21 protein-coding genes are annotated in these 19,048 nt (G+C 58.6%); 7 read left to right on the top strand and 14 right to left on the bottom strand.

The window, feature by feature from the left end:
• Positions 1-46: 46 nt before the first annotated feature.
• On the bottom strand, positions 47-964 hold the full coding sequence (locus H7H48_RS10190) for a PhzF family phenazine biosynthesis protein (protein WP_229448946.1): 918 nt from the start codon (positions 962-964) through the stop codon (positions 47-49).
• 135 nt (positions 965-1,099) lie between these two features.
• On the opposite strand from H7H48_RS10190, the gene H7H48_RS10185 reads away from it, so the two are divergent.
• From H7H48_RS10185 to H7H48_RS10175, 3 genes are read left to right on the top strand one after another with little or no spacing between them, the layout of a single operon-like run.
• Complete coding sequence (locus tag H7H48_RS10185; protein ID WP_229448945.1) at positions 1,100-2,323, top strand: efflux RND transporter periplasmic adaptor subunit; 1,224 nt, start codon at positions 1,100-1,102, stop codon at positions 2,321-2,323.
• Positions 2,320-3,036, top strand: coding sequence for an ABC transporter ATP-binding protein (locus H7H48_RS10180; RefSeq protein WP_229448944.1), 717 nt, complete (start codon positions 2,320-2,322; stop codon positions 3,034-3,036). Before H7H48_RS10185 ends, H7H48_RS10180 begins: the two co-directional genes overlap by 4 nt.
• On the top strand, positions 3,036-4,244 hold the full coding sequence (locus H7H48_RS10175) for an ABC transporter permease (RefSeq protein WP_229448943.1): 1,209 nt from the start codon (positions 3,036-3,038) through the stop codon (positions 4,242-4,244). Before H7H48_RS10180 ends, H7H48_RS10175 begins: the two co-directional genes overlap by 1 nt.
• A 25-nt stretch (positions 4,245-4,269) precedes the next feature.
• On the opposite strand, the gene H7H48_RS10170 is transcribed toward H7H48_RS10175, so the two are convergent.
• Positions 4,270-5,385, bottom strand: a complete 1,116-nt coding sequence (locus tag H7H48_RS10170; RefSeq protein ID WP_229448942.1) for an endonuclease/exonuclease/phosphatase family protein — start codon at positions 5,383-5,385, stop codon at positions 4,270-4,272.
• Between the two features lie 184 nt (positions 5,386-5,569).
• Here H7H48_RS10170 and H7H48_RS10165 point away from each other — a divergent pair, with 184 nt between their 5' ends.
• A complete protein-coding gene (locus H7H48_RS10165; protein WP_229448941.1) occupies positions 5,570-6,019 on the top strand; it encodes a BA14K family protein in 450 nt (149 codons plus the stop codon).
• Between the two features lie 156 nt (positions 6,020-6,175).
• Entirely contained in the window at positions 6,176-6,712 is a 537-nt protein-coding gene (locus H7H48_RS20090) for a BA14K family protein (protein WP_370633343.1), read from the top strand.
• A gap of 29 nt (positions 6,713-6,741) precedes the next feature.
• Here H7H48_RS20090 and H7H48_RS10160 read toward each other — a convergent pair whose 3' ends face one another.
• A complete protein-coding gene (locus H7H48_RS10160) occupies positions 6,742-7,602 on the bottom strand; it encodes an AraC family transcriptional regulator (protein ID WP_229448940.1) in 861 nt (286 codons plus the stop codon).
• A gap of 119 nt (positions 7,603-7,721) precedes the next feature.
• Between H7H48_RS10160 and H7H48_RS10155 the strand changes: the two genes are divergently transcribed.
• On the top strand, positions 7,722-8,672 hold the full coding sequence (locus H7H48_RS10155) for a phytanoyl-CoA dioxygenase family protein (RefSeq protein WP_229448939.1): 951 nt from the start codon (positions 7,722-7,724) through the stop codon (positions 8,670-8,672).
• 48 nt (positions 8,673-8,720) lie between these two features.
• Here H7H48_RS10155 and H7H48_RS10150 read toward each other — a convergent pair whose 3' ends face one another.
• From H7H48_RS10150 to H7H48_RS10125, 6 genes are all read right to left on the bottom strand, one after another.
• A complete protein-coding gene (locus H7H48_RS10150) occupies positions 8,721-8,987 on the bottom strand; it encodes a hypothetical protein (protein ID WP_229448938.1) in 267 nt (88 codons plus the stop codon).
• Positions 8,988-9,212: 225 nt separating this feature from the next.
• Entirely contained in the window at positions 9,213-9,563 is a 351-nt protein-coding gene (locus H7H48_RS10145; RefSeq protein ID WP_229448937.1) for a PilZ domain-containing protein, read from the bottom strand.
• Between the two features lie 93 nt (positions 9,564-9,656).
• Positions 9,657-10,676 (bottom strand): ketol-acid reductoisomerase, encoded by a 1,020-nt coding sequence (ilvC, locus tag H7H48_RS10140; protein WP_223021030.1) that lies wholly within the window; start codon positions 10,674-10,676, stop codon positions 9,657-9,659.
• Positions 10,677-10,724: 48 nt separating this feature from the next.
• Positions 10,725-11,375 (bottom strand): TetR/AcrR family transcriptional regulator, encoded by a 651-nt coding sequence (locus H7H48_RS10135; RefSeq protein ID WP_229449235.1) that lies wholly within the window; start codon positions 11,373-11,375, stop codon positions 10,725-10,727.
• A 242-nt stretch (positions 11,376-11,617) separates the two neighbouring features.
• Positions 11,618-12,199: a hypothetical protein gene (locus tag H7H48_RS10130; RefSeq protein ID WP_229448936.1), complete on the bottom strand. Its 582-nt coding sequence runs from the start codon at positions 12,197-12,199 to the stop codon at positions 11,618-11,620.
• Between the two features lie 118 nt (positions 12,200-12,317).
• Positions 12,318-13,058: a pyridoxine 5'-phosphate synthase gene (locus H7H48_RS10125; protein ID WP_229448935.1), complete on the bottom strand. Its 741-nt coding sequence runs from the start codon at positions 13,056-13,058 to the stop codon at positions 12,318-12,320.
• A gap of 118 nt (positions 13,059-13,176) precedes the next feature.
• Here H7H48_RS10125 and H7H48_RS10120 point away from each other — a divergent pair, with 118 nt between their 5' ends.
• A complete protein-coding gene (locus tag H7H48_RS10120; RefSeq protein WP_229448934.1) occupies positions 13,177-13,584 on the top strand; it encodes an STAS/SEC14 domain-containing protein in 408 nt (135 codons plus the stop codon).
• 37 nt (positions 13,585-13,621) lie between these two features.
• Here H7H48_RS10120 and H7H48_RS10115 read toward each other — a convergent pair whose 3' ends face one another.
• From H7H48_RS10115 to H7H48_RS10095, 5 genes are all read right to left on the bottom strand, one after another.
• Positions 13,622-14,749 carry an ATP-dependent RecD-like DNA helicase gene (locus H7H48_RS10115; protein ID WP_229448933.1) on the bottom strand — a complete coding sequence of 376 codons (1,128 nt, stop codon included), beginning with the start codon at positions 14,747-14,749 and terminating at the stop codon, positions 13,622-13,624.
• A gap of 48 nt (positions 14,750-14,797) precedes the next feature.
• A complete protein-coding gene (locus H7H48_RS10110; protein ID WP_229448932.1) occupies positions 14,798-15,295 on the bottom strand; it encodes a hypothetical protein in 498 nt (165 codons plus the stop codon).
• A gap of 226 nt (positions 15,296-15,521) precedes the next feature.
• A complete protein-coding gene (locus H7H48_RS10105; RefSeq protein WP_229448931.1) occupies positions 15,522-16,118 on the bottom strand; it encodes a LysE family translocator in 597 nt (198 codons plus the stop codon).
• Positions 16,119-16,245: 127 nt separating this feature from the next.
• Positions 16,246-16,818, bottom strand: coding sequence for an acetolactate synthase small subunit (ilvN, locus tag H7H48_RS10100; protein ID WP_223021038.1), 573 nt, complete (start codon positions 16,816-16,818; stop codon positions 16,246-16,248).
• Between the two features lie 84 nt (positions 16,819-16,902).
• Complete coding sequence (locus tag H7H48_RS10095) at positions 16,903-18,705, bottom strand: acetolactate synthase 3 large subunit (RefSeq protein WP_229448930.1); 1,803 nt, start codon at positions 18,703-18,705, stop codon at positions 16,903-16,905.
• Positions 18,706-19,048: the final 343 nt, after the last annotated feature.

Below are 19,048 nucleotides of genomic sequence, written 5' to 3'. Positions count from 1 at the left end.
CGGCCACGCATGCAAGACACTCTGACATGAGTTTGTCACTTATTGCTCAAATCAACAGTTTCCCTTCCGCCACGCGCACCGCATGACCGCCGATCCGGGCAGAAGTGATCGCGCCGTGGTGGACGTCGACTTCAAGGCGGATGCTGGAAGGCCGCCCCATTTCAATGCCTTGCTCGATCAGGAACCCATGCGCTCCATCGACAAGCGCATCATGCTGCATGATCGCACCTGCAAAGGCAGCCGCCGCCGATCCTGTTGCCGGATCCTCGGGAATCCCGTCATCAGGGGCGAACATGCGGACATGAAATGCGTGATCGTGGTTGACCGTCTCCCGGCAGTAAACATAGGGAGCGGCAGACGGTCCCTCCATCTGAGGAAGAAGCGAACGCCACAGGCCAGCATCGAGCCGCGCACGGCGAGCCACCCCCAGATCGGCCACCGGCACACAGACATAAGGCACACCTGCACTCCAGGTGCTGATCGTGTGGTTCTCGAAGCCGATTTCGTGATGACCAAGCCCAAGCGCCGCCGCCACCGCTTCCGGCTCTATGGGGAACGGGAGCGACATTGGAAGCCTGGGCAGATCGAACTCCGCATAGGCCGCCCCCTTCCCCGCCGTCACTGCGCAGCGCACTGGCCCTACCGCCTCCTCCAACATCACGATGGAAGTCTGGGGAGCGCCACTTGTCTTAGCTGCCCGCTCGGCAAGAGCAATCGCAGCTCCCACCGTGGGATGGCCGGCGAAAGGCAATTCCGTACGCGGCGTGAAGATACGGAGGCGTGCAGTGTGGTTCTTGCTCGCCGCCTGTCCGACAAAAACGGTCTCCGACAGATTGAACTCCCCCGCGATCCGCTGCATCGCCGCATCGTCCAGCCCGTCCGCATCCAGCACCACGGCCAATGGGTTTCCTGAAAGTGGCTCATCGGAAAAAACGTCGTAAATATAATAGTTTCGACCAGTCATCTCGCCTCTCACAGAAAAATTCATCTCATCGCGGCAATGCGGCAGAGCTCGCCCTGCTTCGCCATCTTTTGCCCACTTTCCTCATACCACGTCAGAACGAAAGGGGGGCGCCGCAAACAACAGGCGACCATGGACATGACCAACCATGAAGTTGACGGGCCGGCAACCGCACAGAACCGGGAGAAAAACACCGCCCTCAACCCGAAACGCCGCCGGTGGCCCTTGCTCCTGACAGGTGCAGCAATTCTGGCAACGGGTGTTTGGGTTCTCGCCGGCACCCAGTCAGGTCAGAGAGACAGCGCTTACACGGTGCAACCCGTCCAGCGGGGTGATCTCGTCGTTCAAGTGGCAACAACAGCGGTTTTGCGGCCTCGCACTCAAGTCGAGATCTCAAGCGAATTGAAAGGCACAGTCCATTCTGTTCCCGTGCAACAGAGCCAGCGCATCCGCCGCGGCGATATACTGGCCACGCTCGATTCTACAGTGTTCGAATATGCCGTGGAACGGGCAGAAGCGTTTGTGGCAACGGCAAAGGCAAGCCTGTCCGACGCGGAAATTTCCTTGCGCGAAGCCGGGCGCAAGCTTGAAAGAGCCATGGCGCTAAAAGCAAGAAATGCCCTTAGCGAACAGAAGTTGGAAGATATTCAGGCCGAGCATGACCGCGCCGAAACCCGTGTCGCCACCGCACGAGCCGATCTAAAGGCCAAAGAGGCCGATCTCAAACTGAGACGCTTTGACCTCGCCCGGACGACCATCCGCTCGCCGATCGACGGAGTGGTTCTGGCACGCAAGGCCGAACCCGGCAAAACAATATTTGCCTCCTCCGATGACGGCGTGCTCTTCATCTTGGCCGAAAATCTGGACCAGATGGAACTGGTCGCGAAAATCAACGAGGCCGACATCGGTGCGGTGCGAAGCGGACAAGAGGCGAGTTTCACCGTCGAGGCCTATCCCGATGAGAGCTTCAACGCAACAATCCGCAATGTTTCGTTTGAACACACGAGCGAAAACGATCTGGTCACCTACGAGGCGAATCTCGACGTACGCAACACCGATCTAAAACTGCGTCCGGGCATGACAGCCTCTGTTTCGATCAGAACCAACGCAGTTCGCGACGCTCTCCTCATTCCCACCAGCGCCCTGCGCTATCGGCCCCGTATCCTGGAAGACCTATCCTCTCCGGCCGCATCCGAAGGCTCAAACGATCTCATGCTCGTCCACGTACTTGAGAACGGCAAACCACAAGCGGTCCGCGTGAAGCTTGGTGTACGCAACTGGGAAAAGGCCGAGGTTATCTCCGGCCTCCTGGCTGGTCAGGAGGTCATCACCGGCGAGCAGTTCGGTGCGTTGATACAATGAATGCGCCGCCCGGGTCTTCCCCGCTTCTTGCCTTCTCGAAAGTCTGGCGCAGCTATGGCGAAGGCGACATGCAGATCCATGCGCTGTCGGATGTCAGCTTCCAGATCGAGAAAGGATCATTTGTGGCGGTCACCGGGCCATCGGGTTCGGGGAAATCCACCGCAATGAACATTCTGGGCTCGCTCGACACCCCCTCGCGTGGCGACTACTATTTTAACGGAACTGAGGCTGGTCGCCTGGACAAGGGAACTCGCGCCGACCTGCGCAACCGGCACATCGGCTTTGTGTTTCAAGGCTACAATCTGCTGCCACGAACCACCGCTCTCGACAACGTGGAGCTACCTCTTGTGTATCGCGGTCTGTCGGCCCCCAGACGCCGGACCTTGGCGCGAAGAGCATTGGCGCAGGTCGGGCTTGAAGGGCGTGAGCATCACACCCCAAGCGCTCTCTCGGGTGGTCAGCAGCAACGGGTCGCGATTGCCCGCGCACTCGTCTCGGAACCGACCCTGCTCGTGGCCGACGAGCCGACCGGAAATCTGGACACCGAGCGCAGCCATGAAATCATGACGCTCTTGACCGATCTCAACCGGCAGCAGGGCCTGACCATTGTGATGGTTACACACGAAGCGGATATCGCAGCCTTTGCCGGGCGGCAGATCGGCTTTCGGGACGGGCGGATCGCTTATGACAGTTGCGATGAGGGAATGGGCTGATGCTGCTTGAGTCGGTTCGCTTGGCGCTTCTCTCGGTCGTCCGGAACAAGATGCGCTCCTTTCTCACACTGCTCGGAGTGATTATCGGCGTCGCCGCGGTGATCGCGCTGCTGACGATCGGTGGCGGCGCGCGGGAAAAAATTCGTTCTGAGATGGCCGGTCTTGGAAGCCGCCTTATCTTCGTTTTCGCCGGCATGCCCACGGATCCATCCATGCCGGCCGTCGCGACAGCACGCGCGCTGACAAATACGCATCTACTCTCTCTCGAGAAGACCATCGGCCCTTATGGGATCGTTGCCGGGCATGCAGAGACCCGTCTCCGTGTTTCCTATGGAGCGCGGGGACTTTCTGGTCAGATTCTGGGCGTTAGCCGCGCCTATTTCGGACTCCGCGACTGGTCGCTAAAACGGGGACGCTTGCCCACAGCCGTGGAACTGGCCAGCAATGCCAGCATTTGCGTGGTTGGTAGCAAGGTGTCAGAAGCGCTTTTCGGTGTGGAGAATCCGATCGGCGCACGCATTCGGCTTGGCTCGTTCCACTGTCGGATTGTCGGCGAACTTTCCGCCAGGGGAGCCTCATTTTCCGGAGATCAGGACACTATCGTGATGATGCCGCTCGGGTTGTTTCAAACCCGCATCAGCGGAAAGAACGATGTTGAGCAGATATTGATCAACGCACCCAGCGAGGCATCTATCCCTACCCTCAAGGCAAAGGTGGCGGAGGAGATGCGCCGTCTCCGCCGAATTGCACCGGGACGGAATGATGACTTTCAGGTTGAGGACATGGCCGAATATATGCGCCAGGCGAGCAGCATTATTGGCAATGTCACGGCGATACTCGGCGCGATCGCCGCCATCAGCCTTCTGGTCGGCGGAATAGGCATCATGAACATCATGCTGGTATCGGTAACCGAGCGCACCCGCGAAATCGGCATCCGCATGGCCATCGGTGCGCGCCAGCGCGACATTCTGGTTCAGTTCCTGACAGAAGCCTCCGTTCTGTCACTGCTTGGAGGTGTCATCGGGATCGGCATCGGCCTTGGCATCGCCTGGGTCGTAACCGCTCTTATGAATGTGGATTTCGTGCCCAGCCCTGCCGCGATCACCGCGATCGCCACAGTTTCTATGTTCATCGGCATCGTCTTCGGCTTTTTCCCCGCCCTACGCGGCGCCCGTCTTGATCCGATCGATGCCCTTCGGCACGAATAAACGCTTTTCCCGGCTCTCCGCCCGATCAGGTTATGTCGAGTTGAACCACCACCGGACAATGATCGGAAGCTTTCGGGCGATCCCAGCCCACGCGGGGAAAACGGGGTACATCCTGCTCCGGTGGAAAGATCGTGCGCCATGGCTGACCGGAGCGGATGATCTCAGGTACTGCCCGTGGATTGCGCTCAGCGAGCGCTTTTGAAGCAAGAAGGTAATCGAGCTGGCATAGATGTCGTTCTTCGGGCCCTCTGGTGTGATAAAGCGTCCAGCGATCCATTTCAGGTCGGCGCTCCACCAGATTCTCGCAGAAGCCGCCAGCGGTCAGCGTGTTGACGCTGGAAAGCGTTTCCTGCACAGGCTCGAAACGATATCCCTCATGCGCTTCTCCGGAAATGACCAGGCGCTCGCGATAATCGTTCAAATCGCCGCACACCACCCAGCGCTTCGAAGATGCCCGCGCGGCGCCGCCGAAACGCTCTTCGATAATGCGGCGGACCGCAGCCGCCTCAGCCATTCGCACCGGCATCGAGGCAGTACGGCCATCCATCCCATTTCGTGGCGGGCTCATCGCCTTGAAGTGCACGACGTAGAGCGTCATGGGGCGGCCAGCGATCTTGATGTCCAGCTCCAGACAATCCCTGCGGAAAATGCGGTCCTGCGGTTCGATACCAAGGTCAGCCAGAGCGTTGTTGTGAAGGTCTAGGTCCGAGAAGGTCACATGGGCATGACTGGTCAGGCGCTCGAATTCGATCGGCTGGCCATGCGCAGTCATCGGCCGCATCATCACCGCCACATCGATCCCGCGTGAATCGTTCCCCGACGCCGAATACTTCTCCCGATAACCGTTCCCGATCATCTTGAAGAGATAGCCGTACTCGAATGCCTTGAGTGCGGCGAGGTTGTCGACTTCCTGAAGGCACAGAATGTCTGCACGGGTCGCTGCGATGGCAAGCGCAGTCAATTGCCTCGCATCGTCCGTCAACGCTACGGCTCGCGCCTGTTCGAGCGCGCGATAATGCGCTTCATCCTCGATTTCATAGAGCGATAGCGCGCGATCGCGATGCAGATCGTTGCGGAAACCGGAGAAATCGAACCGGTTCATCAGATTTTCAACGTTGAAAGTGGCAAGCCGCAGCGACATGCATGAACGTTTAAACGCTCGAGCACGGATTACAAGCCTGAGCTCGGTGCAAAAAACAGGCAACTTCTCCATTCATCGCGCGTTCATGGAGATTATGCTTGCTTCTGATAGTGTAAGCATCTCTGACATTGCTTGTTGGATGGGATGAAGGGGCTTTTTGGGGTCTGGAAACCAGGAGACCACTATGAAACACGGACTGACAAAAATCGCGTGCTCGGGCCTGATCGCCCTTGGCTTCGCTTTCGTCGGCGCACCTGCAAATGCCAATACACTCGGTATCGCTGGTAGCGCGACTTCCGGAGCGGTAGAGCGTTCGGCTGCAGAAACGCCTGTAACGCAGGTAAATCACCGCAACCACAGGAAATGGCGCCACCATAAACAACGCCGCAACTGGAACAGGCATCGCCCGCGCGCAGGATTTTACCTGGAGTTCGGCCGGCCAGCTCCCTATTACTACCGTCCTGGCTACGTCCGCCCGCGTCCCGCGCGCCCCTACTACGGCCAGCCGGTGAGACTGTCACGTGCCCATGTGCGGTGGTGTTACAATCGCTATCGCTCCTACCGCGCGTCGGATAACACGTTTCAGCCCTACCACGGCCCACGCCGGTCCTGCCGTTCGCCGTACTACCGTTAGGCAACGGCGAGATTTCTGGCTTTGGCGCGGGATCGACCGCGCCATTTTTTTCAGCCTGTCCTGTCGCACGGACTTGAAACGATCTTTAGGACAATTTGGCTTTTCAACCCTCGCTAAGCAATCCAGAATTCTGACTGCTATCTGGAGTTGTAGTTGATGCATTGTTTTAAAGTCATTCTTGTCGTGGCATATTGTTTGGTCGGCACACAAATGGCGGCTGCTGGCAAACTGCTCTCGGCCACCAGCAGCCGCACATGCCTGGACAGCTGGAACGAACGCCGCGCGATGCGGCACCTCTTTCCCGGCCGAATGCAGTTGACACTGGGCGACATGCATCGTCGCCATTGGATAGAGCGTTGCCGCACTGCCTATCGCTTAAACCATCGCACCGATCCCTCATGGTCGCCCTGGCATGATCCGCATGGCCGCTTTGCGGGCTATTTCTACGGTTTCAACGATGTGTACGGTCCAGGTCGGCCATTGTTGAGACCACGCCATGGAACGCGATCGTTCTACTGGCGCTATGAGTCAGCGCAGCGCACAGGGGTGGCACGCCCATATCCGAGCCATAACGCGCGCGCCGCGCATCTGGCTTGGTGCGGCGGGAAATACCGTTCGTTTCGCGCATCAGACAACACCTTCCAGCCCCATCGCGGTCCACGCAAGCGCTGTGTATCTCCTTACGGCAGATAGGCTGGCTACCTGAAAAAGAGATGCGAGCCTCACCCGCGAAACAGCGCCCGATAAGCTCTTGGGGTCATGCCTCGCAAAGCCTTGAACTGCCGGTTGAAATTGGCCAGCGAGTGATAGCCGACCGCTGCAGCCACGTGCCCGATTGGCTGATCATTTGAGGAAAGCCGCATGCAGGCTTCACCAATGCGCAGCCGCATTACGTAGTCCGAAATGCTGGTGCGCGTATGCCGGCGAAACAGACGATGCAAACCGGAGGAACTGAGCGCTGCAATCTCGGCCAGCTCCGCGTTGGTAATCCGCTCCGCGTAGTGGGTGTGAATATGCAAAAGAACGCGATCTATCCGTTCGCGGTCCGCCCGATCGAGATCACGCGCCGCCACCGTGCTTGCAAGAGGTTCCGCATCCGTGTCTGCTGCCAGAAGCAGCAATACCCGCACCAGCGCCAGAAACCGCTCGGCCAACTCCGCCTCGAACAGTGCCTCGATCAGGGGCCGCGCCCGTGCGGAAACCTCTGCCGAAAAGGCAAGTCCGGTCTCTGCGCGCGACAAGAGCCCTTCTATGGGGCGCAGCTCCGCAAACCCCTCCCCCAGTGCCGCCGCCCATTCGTGACGAAACCACATGACCAGCGCCACATGGGGTAGAGAAGGGTTCCGCCGCGACCGGGAAGCCCATGTATGCGGCAGGTTCGCGCCCACCAGAACCAGATCGCCATCGTCATATTCCCCCACATGATCGCCGACGAAACGCTGCCCCACGGAATTCAGTGTCAGCGTCAACTCGTATTCGGGATGATGGTGCCACTCGAAGGGAATACCATCCTCGAGCCGACGATTGAGCATACTCCAGGAGGCACCCGGCACCTTGGGCAATGTCTCAAGAAAAGGCCTCATCCAGCGCTCCAGAGCCTCAGAAGGCCATAATTGTATCAATATCGGCCACGAGAGTACAACATCGCCCTGGGGGCCGCGGTATTCTGATCCCTGTAAGTAGGAACATTCGGGAGGAAACCATGCAAGAAGCGGCCATCAAGCGCGATGCGCACCCCTCAACCAGCAAGGTTGGCACGCAGCTTAAGGACATCAAAAAGACACTGCCACTGCGTGTGCTTTCTGAAGACGACTGGCAGCATTGGATCACGAAGGGCTACGTCATTGTACGTCAGGCCGTGCCCCGCGAGAATGTCGAGCGTCTGGTGGAGCTCCTATGGGAGTTCGACGAAAAAGCCCCCAAAGACCCGGCGACCTGGTACGCTCCGCAGCGCCGCGAGCATAAAATGAAAGAGCTCAACAACACCGGCATGCTGGAGATCTACAATCACCAGTATCTGTGGGATAATCGTATGGAAAAGCGCGTCTACGATGCCTTCGTCGACATCTGGGACCGCGAAGACCTCTGGGTCACCATCGACCGTGCCAATCTCAACGTGCCGAAGAAAGCCCCCGGCAATCCCAACGGCTTCATCCACTGGGATGCCGACACATCGCTCCGCCCCTTGCCAATCGGCGTTCAGGGCGTCTTGAGCCTGAAGAAGCAAGACGGCGATGTTGGCGGTTTCCAGTGCATTCCCGAGCTCTTCGAGCATTTCGATGACTGGGTGAAGACCCAGCCCGCCGACCGCGATCCCATGCATCCGGACACGACCGGTTTCAAGATCACCAACATCGACATGGAGGCAGGAGACCTGTTGATTTTCAACTCGCTCCTGGCACATGGCGTGCGCCCCAACCATTCGAAGGACCGGGTTCGGATGGCGCAATACATCTCCATGCACCCGGCCGAATTCGAAAATGAGCAAGAGCGCCTCGAACGCATCCGCCTCTGGCGCGAACTCGACCACCCCAAGCGCGACGCCTTCCCCGGTGACCCACGCGAATGGGAAAAGAACAACGCGAAGACGGCGAAGCTCACGGAGCTGGGAGAGAAGCTTCTGGGCCTTGAACCCTGGCCGCTAACAGCCTGAACAGGCTAATCAATTCACGACAGACCAAGGCCCTGGGCATATATATCGTCACTCTCCTGTCAGCGCATGCGCCCCTGGCAGGAGAGGACTGATGTCGAACCCTTTTGACAGGGTCACAACGCCTGTCTCGGTGTTGATCAGACAGACGAGCACGGGACGATAGGCGTCCGTCAGTCGCGGACCGGCCACCACCGCCACGTCATAGCCTGGCACCCCACCGACGTCCGGCAAGACAATCGGATTCTGCCAGGTCTCGCGGGCCGCCTCGCCGCAACGCGAACTGACCTCCATCTGCCTTTCGAACTTGATGGACACGTCTTCAGCTGAAGCCATTCCGGGGAAAAGGAACAAGGGTAAAAATGCAAATTTAAAAAATAAGCGCATTGTAAAACCGTTTTTATAAATACAAAAACCATGCGATCTATACTGATTTCAATGGATGTTTTCATCAAGTAAAAATAATATAACTATTTACCAAAGCGATATTATTATCTTGAATAATGCAAAAACATAAAGTAAATTTTCATGTAGGGCAAAAATTTACCCAAACACCACCCCGATCTCCGTCAGGCTGCGCCAGCGGATCTTGGCCCGGCGCACGCGATCGCTGCCCTCAATCTCGACGTAGAATTGATCCGGCACGGCACAGATGTCGCAGAAGCGGATGCGCGCGCCGCTCTCGCTGAGATCACGCACCATACCCAGAAGCATGCAGGCGCCGTTGTTCCAGAAGAGCCGGGCACGTCGCTCCACGTGATCGCGCGGTTCGTTGCGACGCTCGGTCGAAACCGTGCGCCCGGAAGGTAATCGTCTTTCCGCGTCCGAAATCATCACCATCTCCTCGCATTTGCCCGCTTCTGGAGGACCACGCAGCGAAAATTGTGCCAGCATGTCCGTTTCATGGTGGGACAGGCAGATGAAGGACCGGTAAAGAAAAAGGCTGCGGGCGATGCCGCGGCCTTCTCTCTGAGACTTTGGAAAAGATCAGTTCTTTTCCTTGTCCACCAGCTTGTTCTTGGAGATCCACGGCATCATGCCGCGCAGCTTCTCGCCGACTTCCTCGATCGGATGCTCGTCGTTCAGGCGGCGCGTCGCCTTGAAGCGGGCCGCACCTGCGTGCCACTCCTGCATCCACTCGGTGGTGAAACGGCCGGACTGGATGTCCTGCAGAACGCGCTTCATCTCTGCCTTGGTCTCTGCCGTGATGATGCGCGGGCCCGTGACATACTCGCCCCACTCTGCGGTGTTGGAGATCGAGTAGTTCATGTTGGCAATGCCGCCCTCATAGATGAGATCGACGATCAGCTTCACTTCGTGCAGGCACTCGAAATAAGCCATTTCCGGCGCATAGCCACCCTCGACCAGCGTCTCGAAGCCGGCACGGATGAGCTCGACCAGACCACCGCACAGAACCACCTGCTCACCGAAGAGATCCGTCTCGCACTCTTCGCGGAACGTGGTCTCGATGATGCCCGAACGGCCGCCGCCAACACCGCAAGCATAGGAGAGCCCGAGGTCCAGCGCATTGCCGGAAGCATCCTGGTGAACGGCAACCAGGCACGGCACGCCGCCGCCCTTCTCATATTCGCCGCGCACGGTGTGGCCCGGGCCCTTCGGCGCAACCATCAGCACGTCGACCGTCTTCTTCGGCTCGATCAGGCCGAAATGCACGTTGAGGCCATGCGCGAAGGCAATGGCCGCACCGTCGCGGATGTTCGGCGCGATCTCGGAATTGTAGATGCCGGCCTGCAGCTCGTCAGGCGTGGCCATCATCATCAGGTCGGCCCAAGCGGCCGCCTCGGCCACCGACATCACCTTCAGGCCATCGGCCTCGACCTTTTTGGCGGTTGCCGAGCCCGGACGCAGCGCAACAGCGATGTCCTTGGCGCCAGAATCCTTCAGGTTCAGCGCGTGCGCGCGGCCCTGGCTGCCATAACCGATAATGGCAACCTTCTTGCTCTTGATGAGATTGAGATCGGCATCGCGATCATAATACACACGCATACTCAGTTCCTTTCCTGATCCAACTTGGTGTTATTCGTTTTCGACTGCCTAGGTCCTGTCCCGGCTTGCCGTCTCTTCTTTTCGCACCCCAAAAAGCACGAAAAACTGCTCCACCGCCTCCTCTGCGAGCGCGGCGTGATTGTCCAGCCGGCGCACACCGGCCTCGCCCAAAAGCATGCGCACGTGAAGGTCGCGCACGATCAGGCCGTAAAGTGTGTGATAAGCAGCATCCCGGTCGTGATAAGCAATCAGCCCGCGCTGTCGCCCCGCTTCCAGCAACGCTCCTGCGCGCTTGTCGATGCCGCGCCGTCCCCGCTCGATGAGAAGCGCGCCCAGCCGGCTGCCTTCGCGGCTCGCCTGCCCGATCGCCAGCCGGTTGAGTGCCAGCGAAACGTCTCCGCTCAAAACCTGCAGAAGATCATTGGCGAAATCCACCAGATGCGCACGAAAGCGGCCATGGTCGAGCTTCTCGCCTCCGTCTATCCGGGCGCGCACCTTGCTCGCCTGATGGGCGATCATCGCGGCCAAAAGCCCGTCGCGGTCGCCAAACCATTTGTACAGGCTTTCCTTCGAGCAATTGGCCGCACGCGCCAGCCCTGCGGTCGTCAGCGCGCGCTCCCCACCCTCCACCAGAAGACCGAGCGCCTTGTCCAGAACCGCGCGTTGGCGGGGCGTGAATTCGTCCTGCATTTCCGGCATGTGGCGCACGAAGGTGATGTTTCCTGCTTCTGATCGTACCGTACGGTACGGTTCTGTCATATGAACCGTCGGATTGCAAGCAGGTTCGTGAGCAACAAGGTCCCTCTTCGACTAAGCGGCCAGGACAGGCAGGAAAAGCCCCGCATCCGGGCGAGATGCAGGGGCCATAGATTCATTCCATTAAGGTTGAGCGCGCTCGCAACGACGCAACAAGAAGCCTTCTCAGAAAACGCGCGGGGTTTTCAGCGCCCGCACTGCCGCATCTGCTGTGCGTAGCGATTGGCCATGCCGGCGGCTTTTCGGGCGGAATTTTGCATATGAGGACTGCTGCGCCACACCCCGCGCCGATATCCCGCATGCCCCGCATAATAGTTGAGATAAAGTCCATAGGCGTCATTGAGAGCAACACCGTTGGTCCTGTGGCTGGTCTGGTGGTACCAGCCGACAAAGTCGACGGCATCGGCAAAACTCGTGCGCCTCGCCATCAGATTTCCGGTTTCACGCTTGTAGCGCTCCCATGTTCCATCGAGCGCCTGCGAATAGCCATAGGCACTCGAAGCGCGCTTCCAGGGTATGAAACCAAGCAACTTCCGGCGCGGCGGGCGTGCATCGGCATCAAAACCGGATTCGATCCGGATCGTCGCCATCAACACCTCTGCAGGGACACCATATTTTCGCTCGGCGCGCTTGGCCTGCGTGTACCAGCCACCGAATAAGCCCTGCTTCTGATCGAAGACGGTACAAACATTGTTGATGCTGCGCGGCGTCGAAGCACAGCCTGCCAACGCCAGCGCGAGCAGCATGATCACTGCAACTATACGCATGGAACACCTCAAAACCCGCATCCCCTGCATAGGCTGGCGAATCCTAAGAAACCCTATGCGCAAGCGTTAACGCTCTGGGCGATTCCGTGACGAGGTCCGGCTCAGAGAGAGCAAGAACTCACCCTTCGCAAGCGCGCATGAAGCGACGGACGGTTTGTGCCATGCCATGTTCCAGCGCATCGGCAGCAAGCCCATGCCCGATAGAGACTTCACAAAGGCCGGGAATGCGGCGCGCCAGCGCAGGAAGGTTCGCCACTGTCAGATCGTGGCCCGCATTGACACCGAGCCCGATGTTCGCGGCGGCGTCCGCCGTTTTTCCGAGCTTTTCCAGCTCGATAGCCGCCTTTCCGGAATCATCATGGCAAGCGCCATATGGCCCCGTGTACAATTCGATCCGGTCCGCTCCCAGCGCGGCAGCGTGCGGCACCTGCTCCGGATCCGGGTCGGCAAAGAGCGAGACCCGAAAGCCCTGCTTTTTCAGCCGCGCGATAATGGGCTGAAGAAACTCGCCCTGCCCGGAAAAATCCCAGCCATGGTCCGAGGTCGCCTGCGCCGGGTCGTCCGGCACCAGCGTCACCTGTTCTGGCTGGTGCTCTTCCACGAGAGCAAGAAATTCCTGGGTGGGATATCCCTCGATGTTGAACTCGCGGTCGGGAAATTCGTCATCCAGCAACGCCCGGATCTCCGGCAGGTCGGAAAAGCGGATATGCCGCTGGTCCGGTCTGGGATGGACCGTCAGCCCGCTGGCACCCGCCTCCAGGGCAATACGGCCAAGTCCCGTAACGCTCGGCCATGGCAGGTCGCGCCGATTGCGCAGCATGGCAACAGCATTGAGATTGACGGAGAGTTTTGCCGGCATTGTTGATTTCTGCTTTCTAAGACGTTTTGGATCGTCCCCGCTCCATAGCGCGATCAGGCGGGAACGGACAGGCCCAGACAGCGTTGATAATACAGGCAGAAGCGGTCAGGAGAGAATAATGACCATCAACGACACGCCTCCGAATGTCCGACGCATCGAAACCACGCGCGAGGATGCCTATGCTTTCGAAGTTGTGGGGCACATCACGGCAGCCGACGTCGAGAACCTCTATGGCCTTCTCGAAGGCGCCTACGAGGTGCATGACAAGATCGATCTTCTGGTCATCATTCATGACTACGAAGGCTTTGATTGGCAGGCTGCCTTCAAGGAACAGACAATACTGGGCAAAACCCACGCGCTGAAGCACATTCGCAAATATGCTGTGGCAGGTGGACCGGGCTGGATGGGCACGACCATCGCCCTTTTTCGCCCGTTCTTCACCATGGAAATGGAATACTTCCCTTATGAAAAGGTCGAAGAGGCGTGGAAATGGCTGGGTGCCGAACCCGCGTCTCCACCAGCGTGATCGGCGCTAACGTAAATCCGGTAAAAACCGAAGCGCTCTACCGCACGATGGTCAGGCGTTCGGCAGCGCGGGTAATCGCCGTATAGAGCCAGCGCTGGCGGGTGTCGCGGAAGGCATAACTCTCATCAAAGAGCACCACCTCGTCCCATTGCGAGCCCTGCGCCTTGTGCACCGTCAGTGCGTAGCCGTAATCAAAATCGTCAAACCGCTTCTTGGTCTGCCAGGGAATCTCCGCCTCCGGATCCTCAAAAGCCGCCTTAAGCAGCTTGATCTTGGACACACCGCGGTCGGGATCGTCTTCTTCGGGAGAAACCAGAAGATTGATGCCCGGCTTCACTGTCTCCTTCGAGGAAGTCATCACCTTCCACAGCGACCCGTTGAGCAGCCCCTTGGCCGGGTCATTGCGCAAGCATACGAGCTTGTCTCCAGCTTGAGGATAGTCAGCATCAAAACCCTTCAACTCGCGCAGGCGCTGGTTGTAGCGCCGACGTGTACGGTTGGTTCCCACCAAAACCTGATCGGCCGAGAGGACCAGATCCTGATCGACTTCAGCCTTGGAAATCACCTTGGCAGCCCCATAATCGCCATAGGCAATCTCCCGCCCCTCCCGCACATCGAGCGCAAGCTGAATGATGGGGTTGTCCCTTGCTTGCCGATGGATCTCCGTCAAAAGATGATCTGGTTCATGCTCGGTGAAAAATCCGCCTCCCGAAATCGGCGGGAGCTGGCCGGGATCGCCCAGAACCAGGATGGGTGTTCCAAACGACATGAGGTCCCGGCCGAGCGCCTCGTCAACCATCGAACATTCGTCAATGATCACCATGGCTGCCTTGGCGATGGGACTCTGCCGATTGAGCGAGAATGTGGGAGAAATGGACGTACGCCCGGTCAGTTCATCCTCCACCTCCTCCTCTCCACGCGGACGATAGATCAGCGAATGGATGGTGCGGGCATTGGTGGCACCGCGCGCGCGTAAAACCTGGGCGGCCTTGCCGGTAAAGGCAGCAAACTGAACATCGCCGTCCACATGTTCGGCGAAATAGCGCGCCAGTGTCGTCTTGCCCGTTCCAGCATAACCGAACAGACGGAAAATCTGGCTTTGACCGGCCTTGAGCCACCGTGCCACGGCGTTGAGTGCAGCATCTTGTTGCGGGGAGAATTCCATACGGTCCAGAAAGCAGATTCGCTCCCGCCTGAACAGGCCGCACCGGAGCTATTGATTAGGGGAAAAATTCCGGCCTGGCCATGTGGTAACCGGAGGCTCCGGCATGACATCCTCACCCAGATGACTTGTGAGGTAAAGGACGTCGTGCCAGAGCTCGACATCTCCCCTGTCGCTTAATACCCGCAGCATGACAAGATAGCGTTTACGCGCTCTCACACCACAAACCGGAGGCGAACGCAGACTGTATTGCCTGCGCCAGCGCTGGGCACGCTCCCGAACCACGTAATAACCGTTTCCTGCAGGGTCTTCGAAGCTCGCCTCGATGATCATGCCGTGACGGAGTGGGCGAACTTCCTTGACCGAAAGATCGTACCGGATCTCCGCCTTGGTGTGGTCAACGGTAAAACCGCCCCCAACGATGTTGAGCAGAGGTTTCTCGGCTGGCGGCTCGTAGGTGAACCAACCGATGGCGAACAAAACGATCGAAACAACAAATGTGCACAGGAACAACCGCCAGGTCACTGTGGCTTCATCAAGTCTCGCCATTCGACCACTCCGCCGCGCTGCGGGAAGCGGCAAAGATAGCCGGCTAATATGATGTATGCAAGCACGGAGGTTTGATCGCCTCCGCTATAACTCGTCCTGGAGGACAAACTTAAGCAGATGGCGCTAGAGCATTTTGCAGTCAGGTGGAATCACCTGACGTCCGCATAAATGCGGAAAAACAAGAAGATTGAGCGTCCTTTGTGCGTCCAAGAGGACGCACGGCGCGCTAGCGCAGCATCGGCCACAGTGTCGCGGCAAGCGCAATGCCCATGGCTATGTTGAACCATTTGAGACGAACGGGGTCGGCCAGAAACCCTCGCAACGCAACGCCGAAACCGGCCCATACCGATACGCTTGGGAAATTGACGATGACGAAAGCGAAAGCCACCAGAAAGACCGTCAGAAACGGTGCCGCCGGATCCGTATAGACCGCCATCGCAGTCAAAGCCATGACCCAGGCTTTGGGATTGACCCACTGAAAGGCAGCCGCCTCAAGAAATGTCATCGGCTCGGCCTTGCCATTCCCGGCCTCGCCCAGCGCCCGCGACATTGCAATGCGCCAGGCAAGATAGAGGAGATAGGCACCGCCGGCGACCTTCAAAACGGTATGGAGCCCCGGCACCGCCGTGAGCACCGCTCCAAGTCCGAAGCCAACGGCCAGAAGCAGCGAGGCGAAACCACCGGCAATGCCGAGCATATGTGGAATTGTACGCCGAAAGCCAAAATTCACGCCGGAGGCCAACAGCATGAAATTGTTTGGTCCCGGCGTAACGGAGGAAACAAAAGAGAAAACCAGCAAGGCGAGGAAGACATCAGGTGACATCCGTTTGCTCCCACACAGCAACCAGAAGAAGACAGGAAGGTCAGCATTATTGACCTGGTTTCCGACACAGGCCATGTGAAACTTGTCCCCCTGCGTCGAAAAATTGTCCCTCGCCCTGGCCGGCGCCTTACATTCCCTCCGGTCCCCTGTTCATCGCCGCAACGCCCGTGCGACACACCTCCACCAGGCCGAGCGGCTTCATGATCGCGATGAATTGCTCGATCTTCGAAACCCGCCCGGTAATCTCGAAGATGAAGTGCTCTGTATTGGCGTCGATCACCTGAGCACGAAACGCATCGGCGAGGCGCAGAGCCTCCACACGGTCGTCTCCCTGCCCCCTCACCTTCACCAGCGCCAGCTCCCGTTCCATCGGCCGGTCATGGCCACGCTCGTCGGCCACCACCGAAAGGTCGACCACGCGGTGAACGGGCACAATGCGCTCGAGCTGATGCTTGATCTGCTCAAGAACATGGCCGGTGCCGCGCGTGACGATCGTGATGCGCGAAAGATGCCGCTCATGTTCGGTTTCTGAGACAGTCAGGCTGTCGATGTTGTAACCGCGGCCAGAAAAAAGGCCGATGACGCGGGCGAGAACACCCGGTTCGTTGTCCACGAGAACCGCCAGCGTGTGTGTTTGGGCAGCTTCGGTTTCCTTGGTTATGAAATAGGCAGAGCCGGTGGGTTGTAGTTGCGCGTTCATTGCGTGAATCTCTTCTGCAAAACCATTGTGTAACGGACTGAAATCAAAGCGTCTTGCCACATTCAGAAAGACGCCTCGACACCATCAGACCAACTGCCGGCCCTCTTCGTCGATCGCATTGGCCACCGCTTCGTCACTGGCTTCATCGGGAAGCAGCATCTCGTTGTGCGCTTTGCCGGAGGGGATCATGGGGAAACAGTTTGCAAGCGCTGCAACGCGGCAATCGAAGATCACCGGCTTGTCCACCGAGATCATCTCGCGGATCGCATCGTCAAGCGCAGCCGGCTTGTCACACATGATACCGTGACACCCATAGGCTTCGGCCAGTTTCACAAAATCGGGCATCGCCTCGGTGTAGGAGTGCGACAGGCGGTTTCCATGCAGAAGCTGCTGCCACTGACGCACCATGCCCATATACTGGTTGTTCAGGATGAAAATCTTGATCGGCGCGTTGTGCTGAACCGCCGCGCTCATTTCCTGAATTGTCATCTGCACCGAGGCGTCGCCGGCAATGTCGATCACCAGCGCATCGGGATGCGCGATCTGCACACCAAGCGCGGCAGGCAGGCCATAGCCCATCGTGCCAAGTCCGCCAGACGTCATCCAGTGGTTGGGGGCTTCGAAGCCGAAATGCTGCGCCGCCCACATCTGGTGCTGGCCGACCTCGGTCGTCACATAAACGTCCCGATCCCTGGTCAATTCGTAAAGCCGCTGGATCGCATACTGAGGCATGATCACATCCTCATTCGGCCTGTAAGCCAGAGAATCGCGAGCCCGCCAGATGTCGATCTGCGTCCACCAGGGTTTGAGCGCGGCCTTGTTGGGTTTGGCGGTTGCCCGCCACAAGCGCACCAGATCCTCGAGAATGCGTCCGGCATCGCCGATGATAGGCACGTCAACCCGCACATTCTTGTTGATCGAAGAGGGATCGATGTCGATGTGAATCTTACGCGAATTCGGCGAGAACGCGTCGAGACGTCCGGTGATGCGATCATCAAAACGCGCACCGACACACAACATCACATCACAATCATGCATCGCCATATTGGCTTCATAGGTTCCGTGCATGCCCAGCATGCCGAGCCAATTGGCGCCGGAAGCCGGATAGGCCCCCAGTCCCATCAGTGTCGAAGTGATCGGGAAACCCGTGAGATCAACCAGTTCACGAAGCAAATGGCTTGCTTCCGGCCCGGCATTGATCACACCGCCGCCTGAATAGATCACAGGCTTCTTGGCATGCGCCATCAATTCGATCGCGGCCTTGATCTGATTGATGTCGCCCTGCTCCTGAGGCTGGTAGCTGGTACGAGGCGCCGTCTGCGGCGGGGTGTAAGTGCCCTTGGCGAACTGGATATCCTTGGGAATATCCACGACGACAGGTCCGGGGCGCCCCGTGGTCGCCACGTGAAAAGCTTCATGAATGATCGCTGCAAGCTGGTTCACGTCCTTCACAAGCCAGTTGTGCTTCGTGCACGGGCGGGTGATGCCCACCGTATCGCACTCCTGAAAGGCATCCGAACCGATCAGCGCAGTCGGCACCTGCCCGCTGATGCAGACAAGCGGAATGGAATCCATCAAGGCATCCTGCAGTGGCGTCACCGCATTGGTGGCGCCCGGGCCGGAGGTCACCAGCATCACGCCCGCCTTACCGGTGGCCCGCGCATACCCCTCGGCCGCGTGCCCTGCCCCCTGTTCATGGCGCACCAGGATGTGCCGGACCTCTTCCTGCTGAAAGAGCTCGTCATAAATGGGAAGCACGGCGCCGCCCGGATATCCGAAAATATTCTCGACCCCGTTATCCTTGAGCGCCTGCACAACGATTTCCGCTCCCGTCATCTCGTTGTGGGCGGATGTATCCGCTGCTGGCTCCGACACTGCCTTGTTCATCTTGGTCTTTCCGTTCTGTCTACCGGCTCGTTCTGTCAACCGGCGAAGTTGGTTTAGCCGCCCCGTGCCCCCAAGGAAACACCGGGCCAATAAAAAAGGCCCCCGAAGGAGCCTGTGTTTCGCGCATGGGAGCTTTCGCCAGACGGCTACGCCGCCTTGCCCATGCGCCTTCCTACGATAAGAATGTTTCGTGTCATCATGGCCGCGCACAATAAGGTTGCTCGAGCGGTTCGTCAACCGGCTAACGCAGACCAGTTGAACGGTCGTGTTTACCCCTCCTCAACCATCCCCAAACACGTGGTCTTAACCTCGTGCCCTTAGGTTTGTGGATTAGGGAAAATGG

This window comes from Nitratireductor sp. B36 (assembly GCF_020833685.1).
Taxonomy (GTDB): Bacteria; Pseudomonadota; Alphaproteobacteria; order Rhizobiales; family Rhizobiaceae; genus Nitratireductor.
This window is presented reverse-complemented; position numbering and strand designations above follow the sequence as displayed.